The 14,892-nt window shown below is 66.5% G+C and carries 14 protein-coding genes; 11 read left to right on the top strand and 3 right to left on the bottom strand.

Annotated elements, in window-relative coordinates; genetic code table 11:
* Positions 1 to 29 precede the first annotated feature (29 nt).
* The 3 genes from ABIA30_RS19290 (at position 30) to ABIA30_RS19300 (ending at position 3,719) form a co-directional block, all read left to right on the top strand.
* Positions 30 to 1,673, top strand: coding sequence for an N-6 DNA methylase (locus tag ABIA30_RS19290; protein WP_370068292.1), 1,644 nt, complete (start codon positions 30 to 32; stop codon positions 1,671 to 1,673).
* The gene (locus ABIA30_RS19295) at positions 1,663 to 2,682 is read left to right on the top strand and encodes a hypothetical protein (protein ID WP_370068294.1); all 1,020 of its coding nucleotides are present in this window, start codon (positions 1,663 to 1,665) and stop codon (positions 2,680 to 2,682) included. The genes ABIA30_RS19290 and ABIA30_RS19295 overlap by 11 nt, the downstream gene beginning before the upstream one ends.
* Before the next feature lie 80 nt (positions 2,683 to 2,762).
* On the top strand, positions 2,763 to 3,719 hold the full coding sequence (locus ABIA30_RS19300; RefSeq protein ID WP_370068296.1) for a MerR family transcriptional regulator: 957 nt from the start codon (positions 2,763 to 2,765) through the stop codon (positions 3,717 to 3,719).
* A gap of 25 nt (positions 3,720 to 3,744) precedes the next feature.
* Here the strand turns inward: ABIA30_RS19300 and ABIA30_RS19305 are convergent, their stop codons facing one another.
* Entirely contained in the window at positions 3,745 to 4,542 is a 798-nt protein-coding gene (locus ABIA30_RS19305) for an ABC transporter ATP-binding protein (RefSeq protein ID WP_370068298.1), read from the bottom strand.
* Positions 4,539 to 5,207: a FadR/GntR family transcriptional regulator gene (locus ABIA30_RS19310; protein ID WP_370068597.1), complete on the bottom strand. Its 669-nt coding sequence runs from the start codon at positions 5,205 to 5,207 to the stop codon at positions 4,539 to 4,541. The genes ABIA30_RS19305 and ABIA30_RS19310 overlap by 4 nt, the downstream gene beginning before the upstream one ends.
* A 195-nt stretch (positions 5,208 to 5,402) precedes the next feature.
* Here ABIA30_RS19310 and ABIA30_RS19315 point away from each other — a divergent pair, with 195 nt between their 5' ends.
* A complete protein-coding gene (locus tag ABIA30_RS19315; RefSeq protein WP_370068599.1) occupies positions 5,403 to 7,040 on the top strand; it encodes a 2-isopropylmalate synthase in 1,638 nt (545 codons plus the stop codon).
* On the opposite strand, the gene ABIA30_RS19320 is transcribed toward ABIA30_RS19315, so the two are convergent.
* The gene (locus ABIA30_RS19320; protein WP_370068300.1) at positions 7,027 to 7,482 is read right to left on the bottom strand and encodes a peroxiredoxin; all 456 of its coding nucleotides are present in this window, start codon (positions 7,480 to 7,482) and stop codon (positions 7,027 to 7,029) included. The genes ABIA30_RS19315 and ABIA30_RS19320 overlap by 14 nt on opposite strands.
* A gap of 32 nt (positions 7,483 to 7,514) precedes the next feature.
* Here ABIA30_RS19320 and ABIA30_RS19325 point away from each other — a divergent pair, with 32 nt between their 5' ends.
* The 7 genes from ABIA30_RS19325 (at position 7,515) to ABIA30_RS19355 (ending at position 14,838) form a co-directional block, all read left to right on the top strand.
* Positions 7,515 to 9,020 carry an anthranilate synthase component I gene (locus tag ABIA30_RS19325; RefSeq protein WP_370068302.1) on the top strand — a complete coding sequence of 502 codons (1,506 nt, stop codon included), beginning with the start codon at positions 7,515 to 7,517 and terminating at the stop codon, positions 9,018 to 9,020.
* The gene (locus tag ABIA30_RS19330; protein ID WP_370068304.1) at positions 9,017 to 9,607 is read left to right on the top strand and encodes a TIGR02234 family membrane protein; all 591 of its coding nucleotides are present in this window, start codon (positions 9,017 to 9,019) and stop codon (positions 9,605 to 9,607) included. Before ABIA30_RS19325 ends, ABIA30_RS19330 begins: the two co-directional genes overlap by 4 nt.
* 91 nt (positions 9,608 to 9,698) lie before the next feature.
* The gene (gene trpC / locus ABIA30_RS19335; RefSeq protein WP_370068306.1) at positions 9,699 to 10,517 is read left to right on the top strand and encodes an indole-3-glycerol phosphate synthase TrpC; all 819 of its coding nucleotides are present in this window, start codon (positions 9,699 to 9,701) and stop codon (positions 10,515 to 10,517) included.
* A gap of 34 nt (positions 10,518 to 10,551) precedes the next feature.
* Positions 10,552 to 11,817 carry a tryptophan synthase subunit beta gene (trpB, locus tag ABIA30_RS19340; protein ID WP_370068308.1) on the top strand — a complete coding sequence of 422 codons (1,266 nt, stop codon included), beginning with the start codon at positions 10,552 to 10,554 and terminating at the stop codon, positions 11,815 to 11,817.
* Entirely contained in the window at positions 11,781 to 12,605 is an 825-nt protein-coding gene (gene trpA, locus ABIA30_RS19345) for a tryptophan synthase subunit alpha (RefSeq protein WP_370068310.1), read from the top strand. The genes trpB and trpA overlap by 37 nt, the downstream gene beginning before the upstream one ends.
* Positions 12,602 to 14,416 (top strand): prolipoprotein diacylglyceryl transferase, encoded by a 1,815-nt coding sequence (lgt, locus tag ABIA30_RS19350; RefSeq protein WP_370068312.1) that lies wholly within the window; start codon positions 12,602 to 12,604, stop codon positions 14,414 to 14,416. Before trpA ends, lgt begins: the two co-directional genes overlap by 4 nt.
* 23 nt (positions 14,417 to 14,439) lie before the next feature.
* Entirely contained in the window at positions 14,440 to 14,838 is a 399-nt protein-coding gene (locus tag ABIA30_RS19355; RefSeq protein WP_370068314.1) for a DUF2752 domain-containing protein, read from the top strand.
* The last annotated feature ends 54 nt before the right edge of the window (positions 14,839 to 14,892 follow it).

The raw sequence follows: 14,892 nt of genomic DNA on the forward strand, positions 1-14,892 counted from the left end.
TTGTCGGTGGGTTAGGCAACAATGACCGAGTGACCGACACCGCAGCCTCCTTCGGCGACAGCGCCGAAACGCGCAAGGCCCGCGGTGCGTTCTTCACCCCGGTCGAGATCACCCGGTATCTGGCTCGCTGGGCCGTGCGCACGGCCGACGATCGGGTATTCGAACCCTCGGCGGGGGATGCCGCCTTCTTGGTCGCTGCGACCGAGCGGTTACGGGAGCTGGGCGCCGATCGCCCGACGGTCGACGGCGTGGAGATTCACCGCGCCAGTGCTGCGGTCGCCCGGCGCCGGGTGACCGCAGCCGGAGGTAAGGCCGGCATCCGGACGGCGGATCTGTTCTCGGTCGCACCGAGCCCGGACTACGACGCGGTCATCGGAAACCCGCCCTATATCCGCTACCAGGATTTCCGCGGCCCGATGCGGGCCCACGCGCGGCGTGCTGCGTTGCAGGCCGGGGTGACGCTGTCGGCGCTGGCGTCGAGCTGGGCGGCGTTCACTGTGCATTCCGCCTTGTTCCTGCGACCGGGTGGACGTCTGGCACTGGTACTGCCGGCGGAGCTGCTGAGCGTCAACTACGCCGCCGCGGTGCGCAAGTTCCTGTTCGACCGGTTCGCTCGGGTCGAGCTGGTGATGTTCGACGAGCGGGTGTTTCCCGAGGCCGAAGCCGATGTGGTCCTGTTGCTCGCCGAGGGGTTCGAGCAGGGGCCGTCCGGGCATGCCGTCATTCACCGGGCGACCAACGCCGCATCGTTGACATCGGAACTGGCGCAACGTAGTTGGGTGCCGCACGACCCGGCCGACAAATGGGTCAGCGGATTGATCGGCGCACCGCCGGTCGACGCGGTGCACGCGTTGCACGCGGCCGGACGGTTCGCAGTGCTAGAAGAGTGGGGCGACACCACCCTGGGCATGGTCACCGGCAACAACGGCTATTTTGCGTTATCCCCGCAGCGTGCAACGGAATTGGGACTCGCCCCGGGGGACCTGATGGCGCTGTCGCCGCCGGGAAGCGCGCATCTGCGCGGCCTCACCCTGACTCCGACCGAGCTGGCGGACTTGGGCCAGCGTGGCAAAGCGATCCACCTGTTTCGGCCCACCGACAAACCGTCGGCCGCGGCCCGCCGCTACATCGATGCCGGCTATGCAGCCGGCGTGCATTTGGCCTACAAGTGCCGCGTCCGCAAGCCGTGGTTCCAGGTACCGTTGTTGACGCCTGCGGACCTGTTGCTGACCTGCATGAATGCCGACACACCACGGTTGGTGTCGAATCGGGCCAAGGCGCATCATCTGAATTCGGTGCACGGTGTGTACCTGTGTGACGAGGTGCGTACATTGGGTCGCGACCTGCTGGCGCTGGCGTCGCTGAATTCGGTGTCGGTCCTGCACGCCGAGATGGTGGGCCGCTCCTATGGCGGTGGCATCCTGAAAATCGAACCGCGCGAAGCGGATCGGTGGTTGGTCCCGTCGCCCGATCTGGTCGCCGAGCGTAGCGGCGCCCTTCGCGCCTGCCGTCGTACGGTGGCCTCATTGCTACGTGATGGGCGACTGCTGGACGCGGTGGGTGTCGTCGACGATGCGTTGGGTCTGGACGGTGTATCCGAGTTGAATTCCATTCGCGCGGCCCGGGAATCACTGGCGTCTCGGCGGGCGGCGAGGTCCCGGCGTGCCCGCTGAACCGTCGACCAAGGCCACCGCGTGGGCGATCTTCGACCGGATCGTCGCCGACGCGGCACCCGGTGGCACGCACAGCAACCCCTGGCTGCAGACCCTCGATGGCGTCCTGAGCTATGTGCCGGATTTTCGCGTGCTGCGCAGGCTGCTCGGGGTGCCGCTGTATCTGGATGCGCCATCGACGACCGGTGTGCCCGCACTGGCCCTGGACATCTGGTTGTCCTACGAACTGCGCCGCGCCGGATTCGACCCCGATGCCGTGTGGCCGCGGGCTACCGAACCGCGGATCCTGCCGTCGTCAATTGCCAACCTGCTGAACGGTTTACCGCAGAAGGAGCGCCAGCTCATCGAGGCGCGGCTGCGCGGCAAGTCCATCAAGGGCGTGGCGAGTTCCAGCGCCAGCGTGCTGGGCAAGCATTACGTCAAACAGGTCGACGTGGTGATGTCGGACTGGGACACCGGCCCCGAACTGCTGATCAGCACCAAACGGATGGACTCCAGCTTCGGCAAGAACGCCGCCAACCGCGTCGAGGAAAGCTATGGCGACGCCAAGAACCTGCGGCTGCGGCATCCCTTGGCTGCGTTGGGTTTCCTCTACGGTCTGCGGTCGACCATCCTGACCTCCGAACCAGAGAAGGCCGAATGGCTGATCGATCTGCTGGGCAAGCTCGGGCAGGAGGACGACGCCTATCACGCGGTGGCGTTGGTGATGATCGACTATGACGCGGACGTGTCGGCCGACGACGGCGATGCTGACGACGCGCTGATCGCCGCCGGCGTGGAACGGCCGGATGCGTTGTTCGACATCGTCGACGTGGCGACCGCAGCCGTCGACCAGGCGCTGGCGGCGTTGCCCGACATCGTGCTTCGCCACGAGACGGTGCCGGCGGAGCTGCAACCGGGTCGATTCCTGGAATCCATGGTGGGCCGGGTGCTGTCTACCACCCCGGTCACCCGGCATCGGGAAGCGCGTCGGCGCAAGGCCAATCCGCGGCTGCAACAGCCCGGCTGACAAGCAACGACCGAACTTCACGCGGTTGCACTTGACCTTGCCCTTGAGGGCAAGGTCTAGCGTGTCTGCGAGGAGTGAGCATGCGAATCAGTGAATTGGCCGCCCGGGCCGGGGTGAGTACCAAAGCGGTCCGCTACTACGAGCAGCTGGGCCTGATCGTCCCTGCGCGCGGCGCCAATGGTTACCGCGCGTACACCGAGACCCACCTGCGTGCGGTCACTGAAATTCGTGAGCTCGCGGCGATGGGCGTGCCCCCGTCGAAGGCGGCTCCATTTGTCGAGTGCCTGGATGCGGGCCATCGACACGGCGACGATTGCCCGTCATCGCTGGCCGTCTACCGCGACAGCATCGTCGAAATCGACCGGATCATCGACGCACTGACCGCGCGTCGTGCGCTGTTGATCGGCCGGCTCCTCCGTGACGATCCGGCCGAGACTGAACATCAAGAAACGGAAGTGCCCACCATGCCCACAGATTTCACGCTGCTGCCTCCCGGGCTTCCAGAGCCTGTTGACGACGGCCGCGCCGCACATCTCCCAGGCATGCCCATGCCTGATCTCGAATTCCCCACCAGTGCAGGAGATTCAGTCAACCTCGCCCGGCTGCCGGCCGGGCGTAGCGTCATCTACCTGTATCCGTTGACCGGCCGGCCCGGGATAGATCTGCCCGAAGGCTGGGACAGCATTCCCGGGGCTCGCGGCTGCTCCACCGAAGCCTGCAACTTTCGTGACCATTTCGGCGACCTACAGGCCCGCGGTGTGGTCGCGCTGTATGGAATGTCCAGCCAGGCACCGGGTTACCAAGCCGAGGTCGTCGACCGTTTGCACCTGCCGTTCCCGATGCTCTCCGACCCCGGCTTTGCTCTGGCCGGTGAACTGGACCTGCCGATGTTCACCGCATCGGAATACCCACGGCTGTATTCGCGGCTGACGCTGATTGTCAGTGAGGGGACCATCGAGCACGTCTTCTACCCGATCTTCCCGCCCAATACCCATGCCGAACAGGTACTGTCCTGGCTCGATCAGCACCCGAAGTGACGAGGCCTGCGGATTCCTCGTCGTCTCACAGGTCGATTCGGCTGGCTTTCGCCCGAGCAGTCCAGCGGCCCTGGTCGTAGCCGACCTCGACCGGATGTGAGAACGCCTCCGACACATTGTCGGTCGTCACTGTGTGCACGGCCGGGCCCATTGCGACGGTGCGGCCGTCGGCGATCAGCAGTGCGTGCGTGGTGGTGGTGGGCAGTTCTTCCAGATGGTGCGTCACCAGGATCGAGGCCACGCCAGGATGTGCCTCGTCCAACGAATCGATGGTTTCCAGAAGTTGTTCGCGTGCAGCAACATCCAGGCCAGTGGTGGGTTCGTCGAGCAGCAGCAACCGGGGACCGGAGATCAGTGCGCGTGCGATGAGCGCGCGGCCGCGTTCACCTTGTGACAGCGTCGGCCAGGTACTCGATGCGATCCGGTCCAGACCGATCGCCGAGATCATCTCGTCGGCCCGCTCCACGTCGGAGGCCGACGGGGCCCAGCGCTGCGGGATGTCGATGGTCCCGGTGATCCCGGTCAACACCACCTCGCGCACGGTCAGCGGGTACTGCAGTCGATGCCGTGGGTTGACGTGACCGATCGACTTGCGCAGCGGCGCCAGCTCGGTACGGCCCATCTGCGCGCCCAGTACCCGGACCGTGCCGGAGGTCGGAAACGTCACTGCGCCACAGAATCCCAGCAGGGTGCTCTTGCCGGCGCCGTTCGGGCCGAGTAGTGCCCAGTGCTCGCCTTCGTGGACGGTCAGCGAGACGCCGTCGATGATCTGCTTGCCCTCGCGGCGGAACGTCACGTTGTCGAGTTCGAGGACGGGGGTCATGTGAAGGACTCCTTCAGGGCGCTCAGGTGGGTACGGCTGGCCGCGGCCGCTGCGACGGGATTACGGGTTGCGATAGCCTCGGCCAAATTCTGGTGCGCCGCATGGTCGGCCGACTCGGATGTGAGCGGTCTGGCCTTGAGCATGTCGATCATGGCGAGCCGCAGTCGGGGCAGGAATGCGTCGAAAAGCTGGGTGAGCACGTCGTTGTGGGCGGCGGTGATGACGGCCCGGTGAAAGGCCATGTCGGCGTCGACGTGATCGGGAACCGACTGTCCGGTGATCCCGCGGGCAGCCAGCGTGCGCCGGACAACCCGCAAGTCGTCGGGGGTGCGGCGGGTGGCGGCGAGTGCTGCGGCCTCGGCCTCGATGGCGATGCGGGCCTCGATCACCGCGACGACATTGGCCTGGCGCAGCAGGGTGTCCCAGTCTTCGGTGACGTCCACGGCGGTGACGAAGACGCCGGCGCCTTGGCGGCTGTCCAGCACCCCTTTGCCGGCCAGTTCCCGGACGGCCTCGCGCAGCGTCGAGCGACCCACGCCGAGCTGTGCGGCCAATGTGGTCTCGCCGGGAAGGCGGTGCCCCAGTGGCCATTCGCCGTCCCGGATCCGAGTCAGCAACAGCTGTGCGGTCTGCGCCGCGAGGGGGTGGCGTTGTACCTGAATGATCGTCGAACCTCTCTACTTGTCTGAGGAGTTGTGTATAGTCTAGCCATCATGAAGCGCGTGCTCCTGCTTGGCTGCCGCGGCGGGGTTTGACCGACCGGCCCCCTGCCGTGGGGCTTCGCCGCGACCGGTCATTCTTCCAAGGCCGAAAGCAGACCCCTCATGAGCATCAACTGGAATCGTCAACAACCTTCACCCATGCCGTGGCACCGCTACACCGACGTCTTCGACCGCGTCGAAGTGCCTGCCGGCCAACGGCATTGGCCGAATGCGCGGATCGCCACGGCGCCCTTGTGGGTGCCCGTAGATCTGCGTGACGGTAATCAGGCACTGGCCGAACCGATGGACCCGGACCGCAAGCGCCGGTTCTTTGAGCAACTGGTAGCCATCGGTTACAAGGAGATCGAGGTCGGCTACCCGTCGGCGTCGGCGACCGACTTCGACTTCATCCGGTTGCTGGCCGAAACCGACATTGCGCCAACGGATGTCACCATCGTGGTGTTCACGCCGGCCCGGCGGGATCTGATCGAGCGCACCGTGGAGTCGGTGCGCGGCATCGAGAACGACGTGGTCATCCACATGTACGCGGCGACCGCACCGGTTTGGCGAAACACAGTGCTCGGTAAGAGCCAGGACGAACTGCGTCAGCTGATCCTGCGTGGTGCACAGGACGTGCTGGGCTTGGCCGGAGACCGGCCCAACATTCGGTTCGAGTTCTCTCCGGAGGTGTTCAATCTGACCGAACCCGATTACGTGCTGGAAGTGTGCGATGCGGTGACCCAGCTCTGGGGCGCCACCGAGTCCCGCCCGGTCGTGCTGAACCTGCCGGCCACCGTCGAGGTGGCGACCCCGAACGTGTACGCCGACCAGATCGAGTACATGCACCGGAACCTGGCCCGCCGCGACGCCGTCATCTTGTCGGTGCATCCACACAATGACCGGGGTACCGGGGTGGCGTGCGCCGAGTTGGCGGTGCTGGCCGGTGCCCAGCGGGTGGAGGGCTGCGTGTTCGGCAATGGTGAACGCACCGGCAACGTCGACATCGCCACGTTGGCGCTGAACCTGTACGCCCAGGGCGTCGACCCGATGATCGATTTCTCCGACATCGACGAGATTGCCCGCACCGTGTCCTACTGCACCCGGATGCCGATCCACGAACGACACCCTTACGTCGGCGACCTGGTGCACACGGCCTTCTCCGGCACCCACCAGGACGCCATCAAGAAGGGCCTGGCCGAACACCGCACGAGGGCACTGGCAGCACGAAAGCGGGAAGGCGAAATCGATTGGCAGGTGCCCTACCTGCCCATCGACCCAGCCGACATCGGGCGCACCTACGATGCAGTCATCCGGGTCAACTCACAATCCGGCAAGGGCGGTATCGCGTTTCTGCTGCTGACCGAGTACGGACTGGACCTGCCACGCCGGCTGCAGATCGACTTCGCTCGCCATGTCCAACGGCACGCTGATGGCACCGGCGCCGAGATCACCGCCGCCGAATTGCATGAGCTGTTCGAGGCCACTTACCTGGACCCGGCCGGCCCCGTGCAGCTGAAGGACTGGCACACCCGCAGCGACGCGACCACCGAGATCACCCTGACGATCGGCGGCACGACGTACTCCAGCACACATCAGGGGGTCGGGCCGGTGGCGGCCCTGACCGCGGCGCTGGCCGCCGTGGGCAGACCGGTCGAGATACTGAGCCTGACCCAGCAATCGATCGGCGCCACCGCGGTCACTTACCTGGAGCACCGCGATGGCTGGGCCTGCGGTCGCAGCGAGTCGGTACTGGCGGCCTCGATGGCTGCGGTCATCCGCGCGGCTAACGCGCCTTGAGTACCTCGAGTGCCTTGTCGGCGTGCGAGTCCATGGAAATCTCGCTGGCGATGACGTCGAGCACCGTGCGGTCGGTGTCGATGACGAACGTGGTCCGCTTGACCGGCATCAGCTTGCCGAGCAGGCCGCGCTTCACCCCGAACTGCTCGGCCACTGCACCGGAGGCATCCGACAACAGGGGGTAGTCGAACTTCTGCTTGTCGGCGAACTGAGCCTGCTTTTCGACCGCGTCGGTGCTGATTCCGACCCGTGACGCGCCGAGGGCCGCGAACTCGGACGCCAGATCGCGGAAGTGACAGGCCTCCTTGGTGCAGCCGGGCGTCATCGCGGCGGGATAGAAGAACAGCACGATCGGTCCGTCTGCCAGCAGTTCGGAAAGGCTGCGGACTGTGCCGGTCTGGTCGGGAAGGGAGAACTCGGCAACCTGGTCACCACGTTTCATGGCCCCTACGCTACTTCTGGGAGGATCTTCGTGTGAAGACGACCTCACGTGAGGAATTCCGGGCGCTGGCCGCTGAGCATCGCGTGGTCCCCGTGACCCGCAAGGTGCTCGCCGACAGCGAGACGCCCCTGTCGGCGTACCGGAAGCTCGCGGCCAACCGCCCCGGGACATTTCTGCTGGAATCTGCGGAGAACGGTCGCTCCTGGTCGCGATGGTCGTTCATCGGCGCCGGCGCGCCGTCGGCGCTGACCGTCAAGGATGGGCAAGCCGCTTGGCTCGGCGTCACCCCCAAGGACGCGCCGAGCGGCGGCGACCCGCTGCAGGCCGTGCGTGACACCCTGGCCCTGCTGCAGACTGCCACCGTTCCGGGCCTGCCGCCGTTGTCCAGTGGTCTGGTCGGGTACTTCGCCTATGACATGGTGCGGCGCCTGGAACGGCTACCGGAGCTGGTCGAAGACGACTTGCAGCTGCCGGACCTGGTGCTGCTGCTGGCCACCGACGTGGCCGCCGTCGACCACCATGAGGGCACCATCACGCTGATCGCCAACGCGGTCAACTGGAACGGCACCGACGAACGCGTGGACTGGGCCTATGAGGACGCCGTTGCCCGCCTCGACGTCATGACGAAGGCGCTCGGCGAACCGCTGCCCTCCAGTATCGCCACGTTCAGCCGGCCCCAGCCGCAGCCCCGCAAGCAGCGCACGGTCGAGGAGTACAGCGCCATCGTGGAGAAGCTGGTCGGCGACATCGAGGCGGGCGAGGCTTTCCAGGTGGTGCCCTCGCAGCGCTTCGAGATGGACACCGCCGCCGATCCGATCGACGTGTACCGGATGCTGCGGGTGACCAATCCGAGCCCGTACATGTACCTGCTCAACGTGCCCAATGCCGAAGGTGGACTTGACTTTTCGGTGGTCGGGTCGAGTCCCGAGGCGCTCGTCACGGTGGTCGACGGGGTGGCCACCACACACCCGATCGCAGGAACCCGGTGGCGTGGCGCCACCGAGGAGGAAGACGTCCTGCTGGAGAAGGAACTGCTGGCCGACGACAAGGAGCGCTCCGAGCACCTGATGCTGGTCGACCTGGGTCGCAACGACCTGGGTCGGGTCTGCATCCCGGGCACGGTCCGGGTCGACGACTACAGCCACATCGAGCGCTACAGCCACGTCATGCACCTGGTCTCCACCGTCACCGGCCACCTGGCGGAGGGCAACACCGCACTGGACGCGGTGACCGCCTGCTTCCCGGCCGGGACCCTGACCGGCGCGCCGAAGGTGCGGGCCATGGAGCTCATCGAAGAGGTCGAGCTGACCCGCCGCGGCACCTATGGCGGAGTGCTGGGCTACCTGGACTTCGCCGGCAACGCTGACTTCGCCATCGCGATCCGGACCGCCCTGATGCGTGGCGGTACCGCGTACGTGCAGGCCGGCGGGGGAGTCGTCGCGGACTCGGTCGGGGCCTACGAGTACAACGAGTCGGCCAACAAGGCGAAGGCGGTCCTGGCTGCCATCGCCGCGGCGGAAACGCTCGGCCAACCATGAGCGCGATCCGAAGCGCGCAGCTGTTGCTGATCGTCGCCGCCCTGGCGATATGGGGCGGCTCGCGGATGGACTGGGTGGACATCACGTCGTCCGACGGACTGGGGCAACCCAAGACGACGGTCCTGACCGGCGCCCAGTGGTCGACCGTACTGATTCCGCTGGCCCTTTTGGTGGCTGCTGCCGCGGTGGCCGCCTTGGCCGTACGGGGCTGGCAGCTGCGGGCGTTGTCCTTGTTGGTGGCTGTCGCCAGTGCGGGCATGGCGTATCTGGCGATCACGATGTGGGTGGTGACCGACATCTCGGTGCGTGCCGCCGAGATGGCCCACATCCCGGTCATGTTCTTGGTCGGGACGAACCGGCACCACTGGGGCGCCGGGGTGACGCTGGTTGCGGCGGTGTGCACGCTCGTCGGTGCGGTGCTGTTGATGCGTGCCGCGGCAGGCAAAGAGGCCGTTGCCAAATACGCGGCTCCCGGATCCGCCGCGGTGGCGGCCGAGGGCAGTGGCGGAATGTCCGAACGGATGCTCTGGGACGCCCTTGACGACGGCCGCGACCCCACCCTGAGCGAGGGGGAGGACCCCTCATGAGGGGCGGTGGCATTCGCCACAGTGCTGGCGGCTACCCTTCGGTGAAGATGATTTCGGCGATATATCCGGCGCGGAAGGACAATGACGGCTCATGAGTTCGGGGACCGTGCTCGACTCCATCATCGAGGGAGTCCGCGCTGACGTCGCCGCCCGCGAAGCCGTGCTGAGCTTGGCTGATGTCAAAGAACAGGCCAAGCGGGCACCGGCACCGCTGGACGTGCTGGCCGCATTGCGCGAGCCCGGTATCGGCGTCATCGCCGAGGTGAAGCGGGCCAGCCCGAGTCGCGGTGCGTTGGCCCAGATCGACGATCCGGCCAAGCTGGCCAAGGCCTACGAGTCGGGTGGCGCCCGGGTGATCAGCGTGCTGACCGAGCAGCGCCGATTCAACGGATCGTTGGACGATCTGGACGTGGTCCGCGCCGCGGTGTCGATTCCGGTGCTGCGCAAGGACTTCATCGTCGGGCCGTATCAGATCCACGAGGCTCGCGCGCACGGTGCCGACATGCTGCTGCTGATTGTCGCGGCATTGGAGCAGCAGGCACTGGAGTCGATGTTGGACCGTACCGAGTCCCTCGGCATGACCGCATTGGTCGAGGTGCACACCGAGGAAGAAGCCGACCGGGCGTTGCAGGCCGGCGCCAAGGTGATCGGTGTCAACGCCCGTGACTTGAAGACCCTCGAGGTCGACCGCGACTGCTTCGCCCGGATTGCCCCTGGGCTGCCCAGCAACGTCATTCGGATCGCCGAGTCAGGTGTTCGCGGGACCGCCGACCTGTTGGCCTACGCCGGAGCCGGCGCAGATGCCGTGCTGGTCGGCGAGGGACTGGTCACCAGTGGGGATCCCCGTAGCGCCGTTGCCGATCTGGTGACTGCCGGCACGCACCCGTCTTGCCCGAAACCGGCCCGCTGAACTGCGGGCTCCTGCGCGAAGAGCAGTGAGCTGAATGTCTGATCTGAACAGCCCGGAATTGCCGCGCATGAGCGTCGGCGTCGCCGAGCCCACAATCCATGACCCTGATGCCAAGGGGCATTTCGGTGCCTACGGTGGTCGTCTGGTGCCCGAGGCGCTGATGGCAGTCATCGAAGAGGTGACCGCGGCCTTTGACAAGGTGCGCACCGACCAGAGCTTCCTCGATGAGCTCGACCGGTTGCAGCAGCACTACACGGGCCGGCCTTCCCCGCTGTACGAGGCGACCCGCCTGTCCGTGCATGCCGGCGGTGCCCGGCTGTTCCTGAAGCGAGAAGACCTGAACCACACCGGTTCTCACAAGATCAACAACGTGCTCGGGCAGGCGTTGTTGGCCAAGCGGATGGGCAAGACCCGGGTGATCGCCGAGACCGGCGCCGGTCAGCACGGCGTGGCGACCGCCACCGCGTGTGCGCTGCTGGGCTTGGAGTGCATCGTCTACATGGGTGCGGTCGACACCGCGCGACAGGCGTTGAACGTGGCCCGGATGCGGCTGCTCGGTGCCACCGTGGTTTCGGTCGAGGCCGGTTCGGCGACGTTGAAGGACGCCATCAACGAGGCCTTCCGGGACTGGGTCACCAACGCAGACAACACGTATTACTGCTTCGGCACTGCGGCCGGCCCGCACCCGTTCCCCTTGATGGTTCGCGACTTTCAGCGGGTCATCGGGCTCGAAGCCCGGGTGCAGATCCAGCAGCAGGCTGGACGTCTGCCCGACGCGGTGACTGCCTGCATCGGCGGCGGATCGAACGCGATCGGCATCTTCCACGCCTTCATCGACGACCCGTCCGTTCGTCTGGTCGGGTTCGAGGCGGCGGGCGACGGTGTCGAAACCGGAAGGCATGCAGCGACTTTCACCGGGGGCTCGCCCGGCGCATTTCAGGGCTCGTTCTCCTACCTGCTGCAGGACGAGGACGGCCAGACCATCGAATCGCATTCGATCTCAGCGGGTTTGGATTACCCGGGGGTTGGCCCCGAGCATGCCCATCTCAAGGACACCGGCCGTGCCGAGTACCGGCCGATCACCGACACCGAGGCCATGGACGCCTTCCAGCTGCTGTGCCGTACCGAAGGCATCATCCCGGCAATCGAGTCGGCGCATGCGGTGGCTGGTGCGCTGAAACTGGGTGGTGAGCTCGGTCCGAACGCGGTCATCCTGGTGAATATTTCGGGCCGCGGCGACAAGGACGTCGAAACGGCCGCCAAATGGTTCGGGCTGTTGGACGGCGGGGGAGTGTCATGAGCCGGTTGGCTGGATTGTTCGACACTTGCCGTACAGAAGGACGTTCGGCGCTGATCGGGTACCTGCCCACCGGGTTCCCGGATGTGCAGACATCGATCGACGCCATGGTGGCGATGGTCGAATCCGGTTGCGACATCATCGAAGTCGGGGTGGCCTACTCGGACCCGGGTATGGATGGGCCGACGATCGCCGCGGCGACCAACACTGCGTTGGCCGGTGGCGTGCGCGTGCGTGACGCGCTGCGCGCGGTCGAGGCGATCAGCAATGCCGGTGGCAGCGCCGTGGTGATGACCTACTGGAATCCCGTGCTGCGCTGGGGAGTTGACGCGTTCGCGCGTGACCTGGCGGCGGCTGGTGGGCTCGGGCTGATCACGCCCGACCTGATTCCCGACGAGGCCGACGAATGGTTCGGCGTCTCCGACGCCCACAACCTGGATCGCGTCTTCCTGGTGGCACCGTCATCGACCCCGCAGCGGTTGGCCGCCACGGTGGAAGCTTCGCGTGGCTTCGTCTACGCCGCGTCGACCATGGGTGTGACCGGCGCGCGGGATGCGGTTTCGAACATGGCTCCCGAGTTGGTGTCCCGGGTTCGCGAGGTGTCCGACATTCCGGTCGGCGTCGGTCTGGGGGTGCGATCGCGTGAGCAGGCCGCCGAGATCGCCGCCTACGCGGACGGCGTCATCGTCGGCTCGGCGTTGGTTTCGGCGCTGGGTGACAACGGAATCCCCGCTGTACGGGCTCTGACCGAAGAACTTGCCCACGGAGTGCGACAGAAAGTTTCCGCGTGACGACGACATTGCTGGCCTACATCCCCAGCCCTGCACAGGGCGTGTGGCATCTGGGTCCGCTGCCGATCCGGGCGTACGCGTTGTGCATCATCACCGGTATCATCGCCGCGCTGATCATCGGCGACCGGCGCTGGGTGGACCGCGGCGGCGAGCCCGGCGTCATCTACGACATCGCACTATGGGCGGTTCCGTTCGGGTTGGTCGGCGGTCGGCTCTACCACGTGATGACCGATTGGAAGACGTACTTTTCCGAAGGCGGCGCTGGAGTCGTTGGTGCCCTTCGGGTTTGGGACGGCGGCCTGGGCATCTGGGGCGCGGTTGCCCTTGGTGCGGTCGGTGCGTGGATCGGCTGCCGTCGGCGCGGCATTCCGTTGCCGGCCTTCGGTGATGCGGTGGCCCCCGGCGTGGTGCTGGCCCAAGCCATCGGCCGGCTCGGCAACTACTTCAACCAGGAGCTCTACGGTCGGCCGACCAACGTGCCCTGGGGCCTGGAGATTTTCGAGCGTCGGGATGCTTCCGGGGCACTCGACACCCTCAACGGTGTTTCCACCGGGCAGCTGGTAGCAGTGGTGCACCCGACGTTCTTGTACGAATTGATCTGGAACGTCCTGGTTTTCGCATTCTTGCTGTGGGCCGATCGCCGCTTCCGGATGGGCCATGGGCGACTGTTCGCCTTGTATGTCGCGGCATATTGCATCGGCCGCTTCGGGGTCGAGCTGATGCGCGATGACTTCGCCACGCATATCGCCGGCATCCGGGTCAACTCGTTCACCTCGACATTCGTGTTCATCGGTGCAGTCGTCTACATGATGGTTGCGCCGAAGGGCCGCGAAGCCCCGGCGTCGCTCGGTGGCCTGCGCGAAGACGAAGAAGCGGCAGATGAGTCGCGCTTGGACGAAGTCGGCAAGGAACTGATCGTCGTCGCGTCCACCAGCGGCATCGTCGCCGCGGCGACCATCGCCGGCGCCGAGGACGAATCTTCGGAACACCATGGCGGCGAGATCGCCGACGAGGCCGACGCGGCAGAGACGGAAGCCGACGAAACCCAGGAGCTCGATCCGGAGGCGGCCCAGGTTGAGCCCGAAGCCGAAGCCGAAGTACCTGAGGCCGAGGCAGGGCCGGAGGCCGGCGCGGAGGCTGAAACCGCGTCGGACGCGGAATCCGAGGCTGCGGCGGTCGAGGGCGAAGCCGAATCCAAAGGCGACGCTGACTCCGACTCGCACGCGGAGCCTGAGGCTGACGCGGAGGCCGAAGCGCAGGTAGAAACCGAGTCGGATGTGGAATCCGAGGCTGACGCTGAACCCAAGACCGAAGCCCAGCCGGCTGCGGAATCCGTGGCGGAGTCTGCGGTTGAGGGCGCGGCCGAGCCCGAGGGCGAGCTTGACTCCGACGCGGAGCCCGAGGCTGACGCGGAGGCGAAGACGGAAGCCGAGCCGGAGTCTGCGGCGGTTGAAGACGCGTCCGAATCCGAAGACGAATCTGACTCGGACACGCAGCCTGAGGCTGACGCGGAGGCGAAGACGGAAGCCGAGCCCGCTGCTGTCGCCGGTGAGGTGGAGCCGGAACCCGAAGCCGACGTGGCTGAGCCGACTGAGGCGCAGGACGTTGATGAACCCGCGGCTGAGGTTGACGAGCCTGAATCGGCGGCCAATGAGCCTGCCGCCGTTGAGGATTCGGCCGGGGAGTCCACGGATCCCGAGAAGTCCGAGGTCGACGAACCCAAAGCTGAGGAACCCAAGGCCGAGTCGCGGCCGTTGCCGGCCTGGGAGCCCATGGCACCGCGTCGTCGTTGGTGGCAGCGCCAGCGCTGACCGGACTCTGGCATCCTGGCACCATGACGCAGGGTGCGATCCGCACGGTCACGGTGGCCGCCACCGGAACCGTGGCGGCCGGTGCGCTCGTCTATATCGGACTCGCCGATCCACACCGACCCGGGTTTGGCTTTCCGGGATGCCCGTTCAAGATGCTGACCGGCTGGAACTGCCCGCTCTGCGGCGGACTGCGGATGACGCACGACGTGCTGCACGGGGACTTGGCCGCCGCGGTCGTCGACAATGTCTACGCGTTGGTCGGCATCCCGCTGTTGGTGCTCTGGCTGGTGCTTTGCTGGCGACGCGGACAGCGGGTGCCGTCGGCGGTACTGACGGCAGTGGTCCTCGTCACCATGGTTGCCTGGACGGTGGTCCGTAACCTGCCGGGCTTCCCGTTGGTGCCGACCTTTTTTGCCGGCTGACCACACTCGGGCCCGATTCGACGCCCGGAATCGGGGCGTCCGAGCGCCTACCTG

The organism is Mycobacterium sp. MAA66, from assembly GCF_041261665.1.
Classification (GTDB): Bacteria; Actinomycetota; Actinomycetes; order Mycobacteriales; family Mycobacteriaceae; genus Mycobacterium.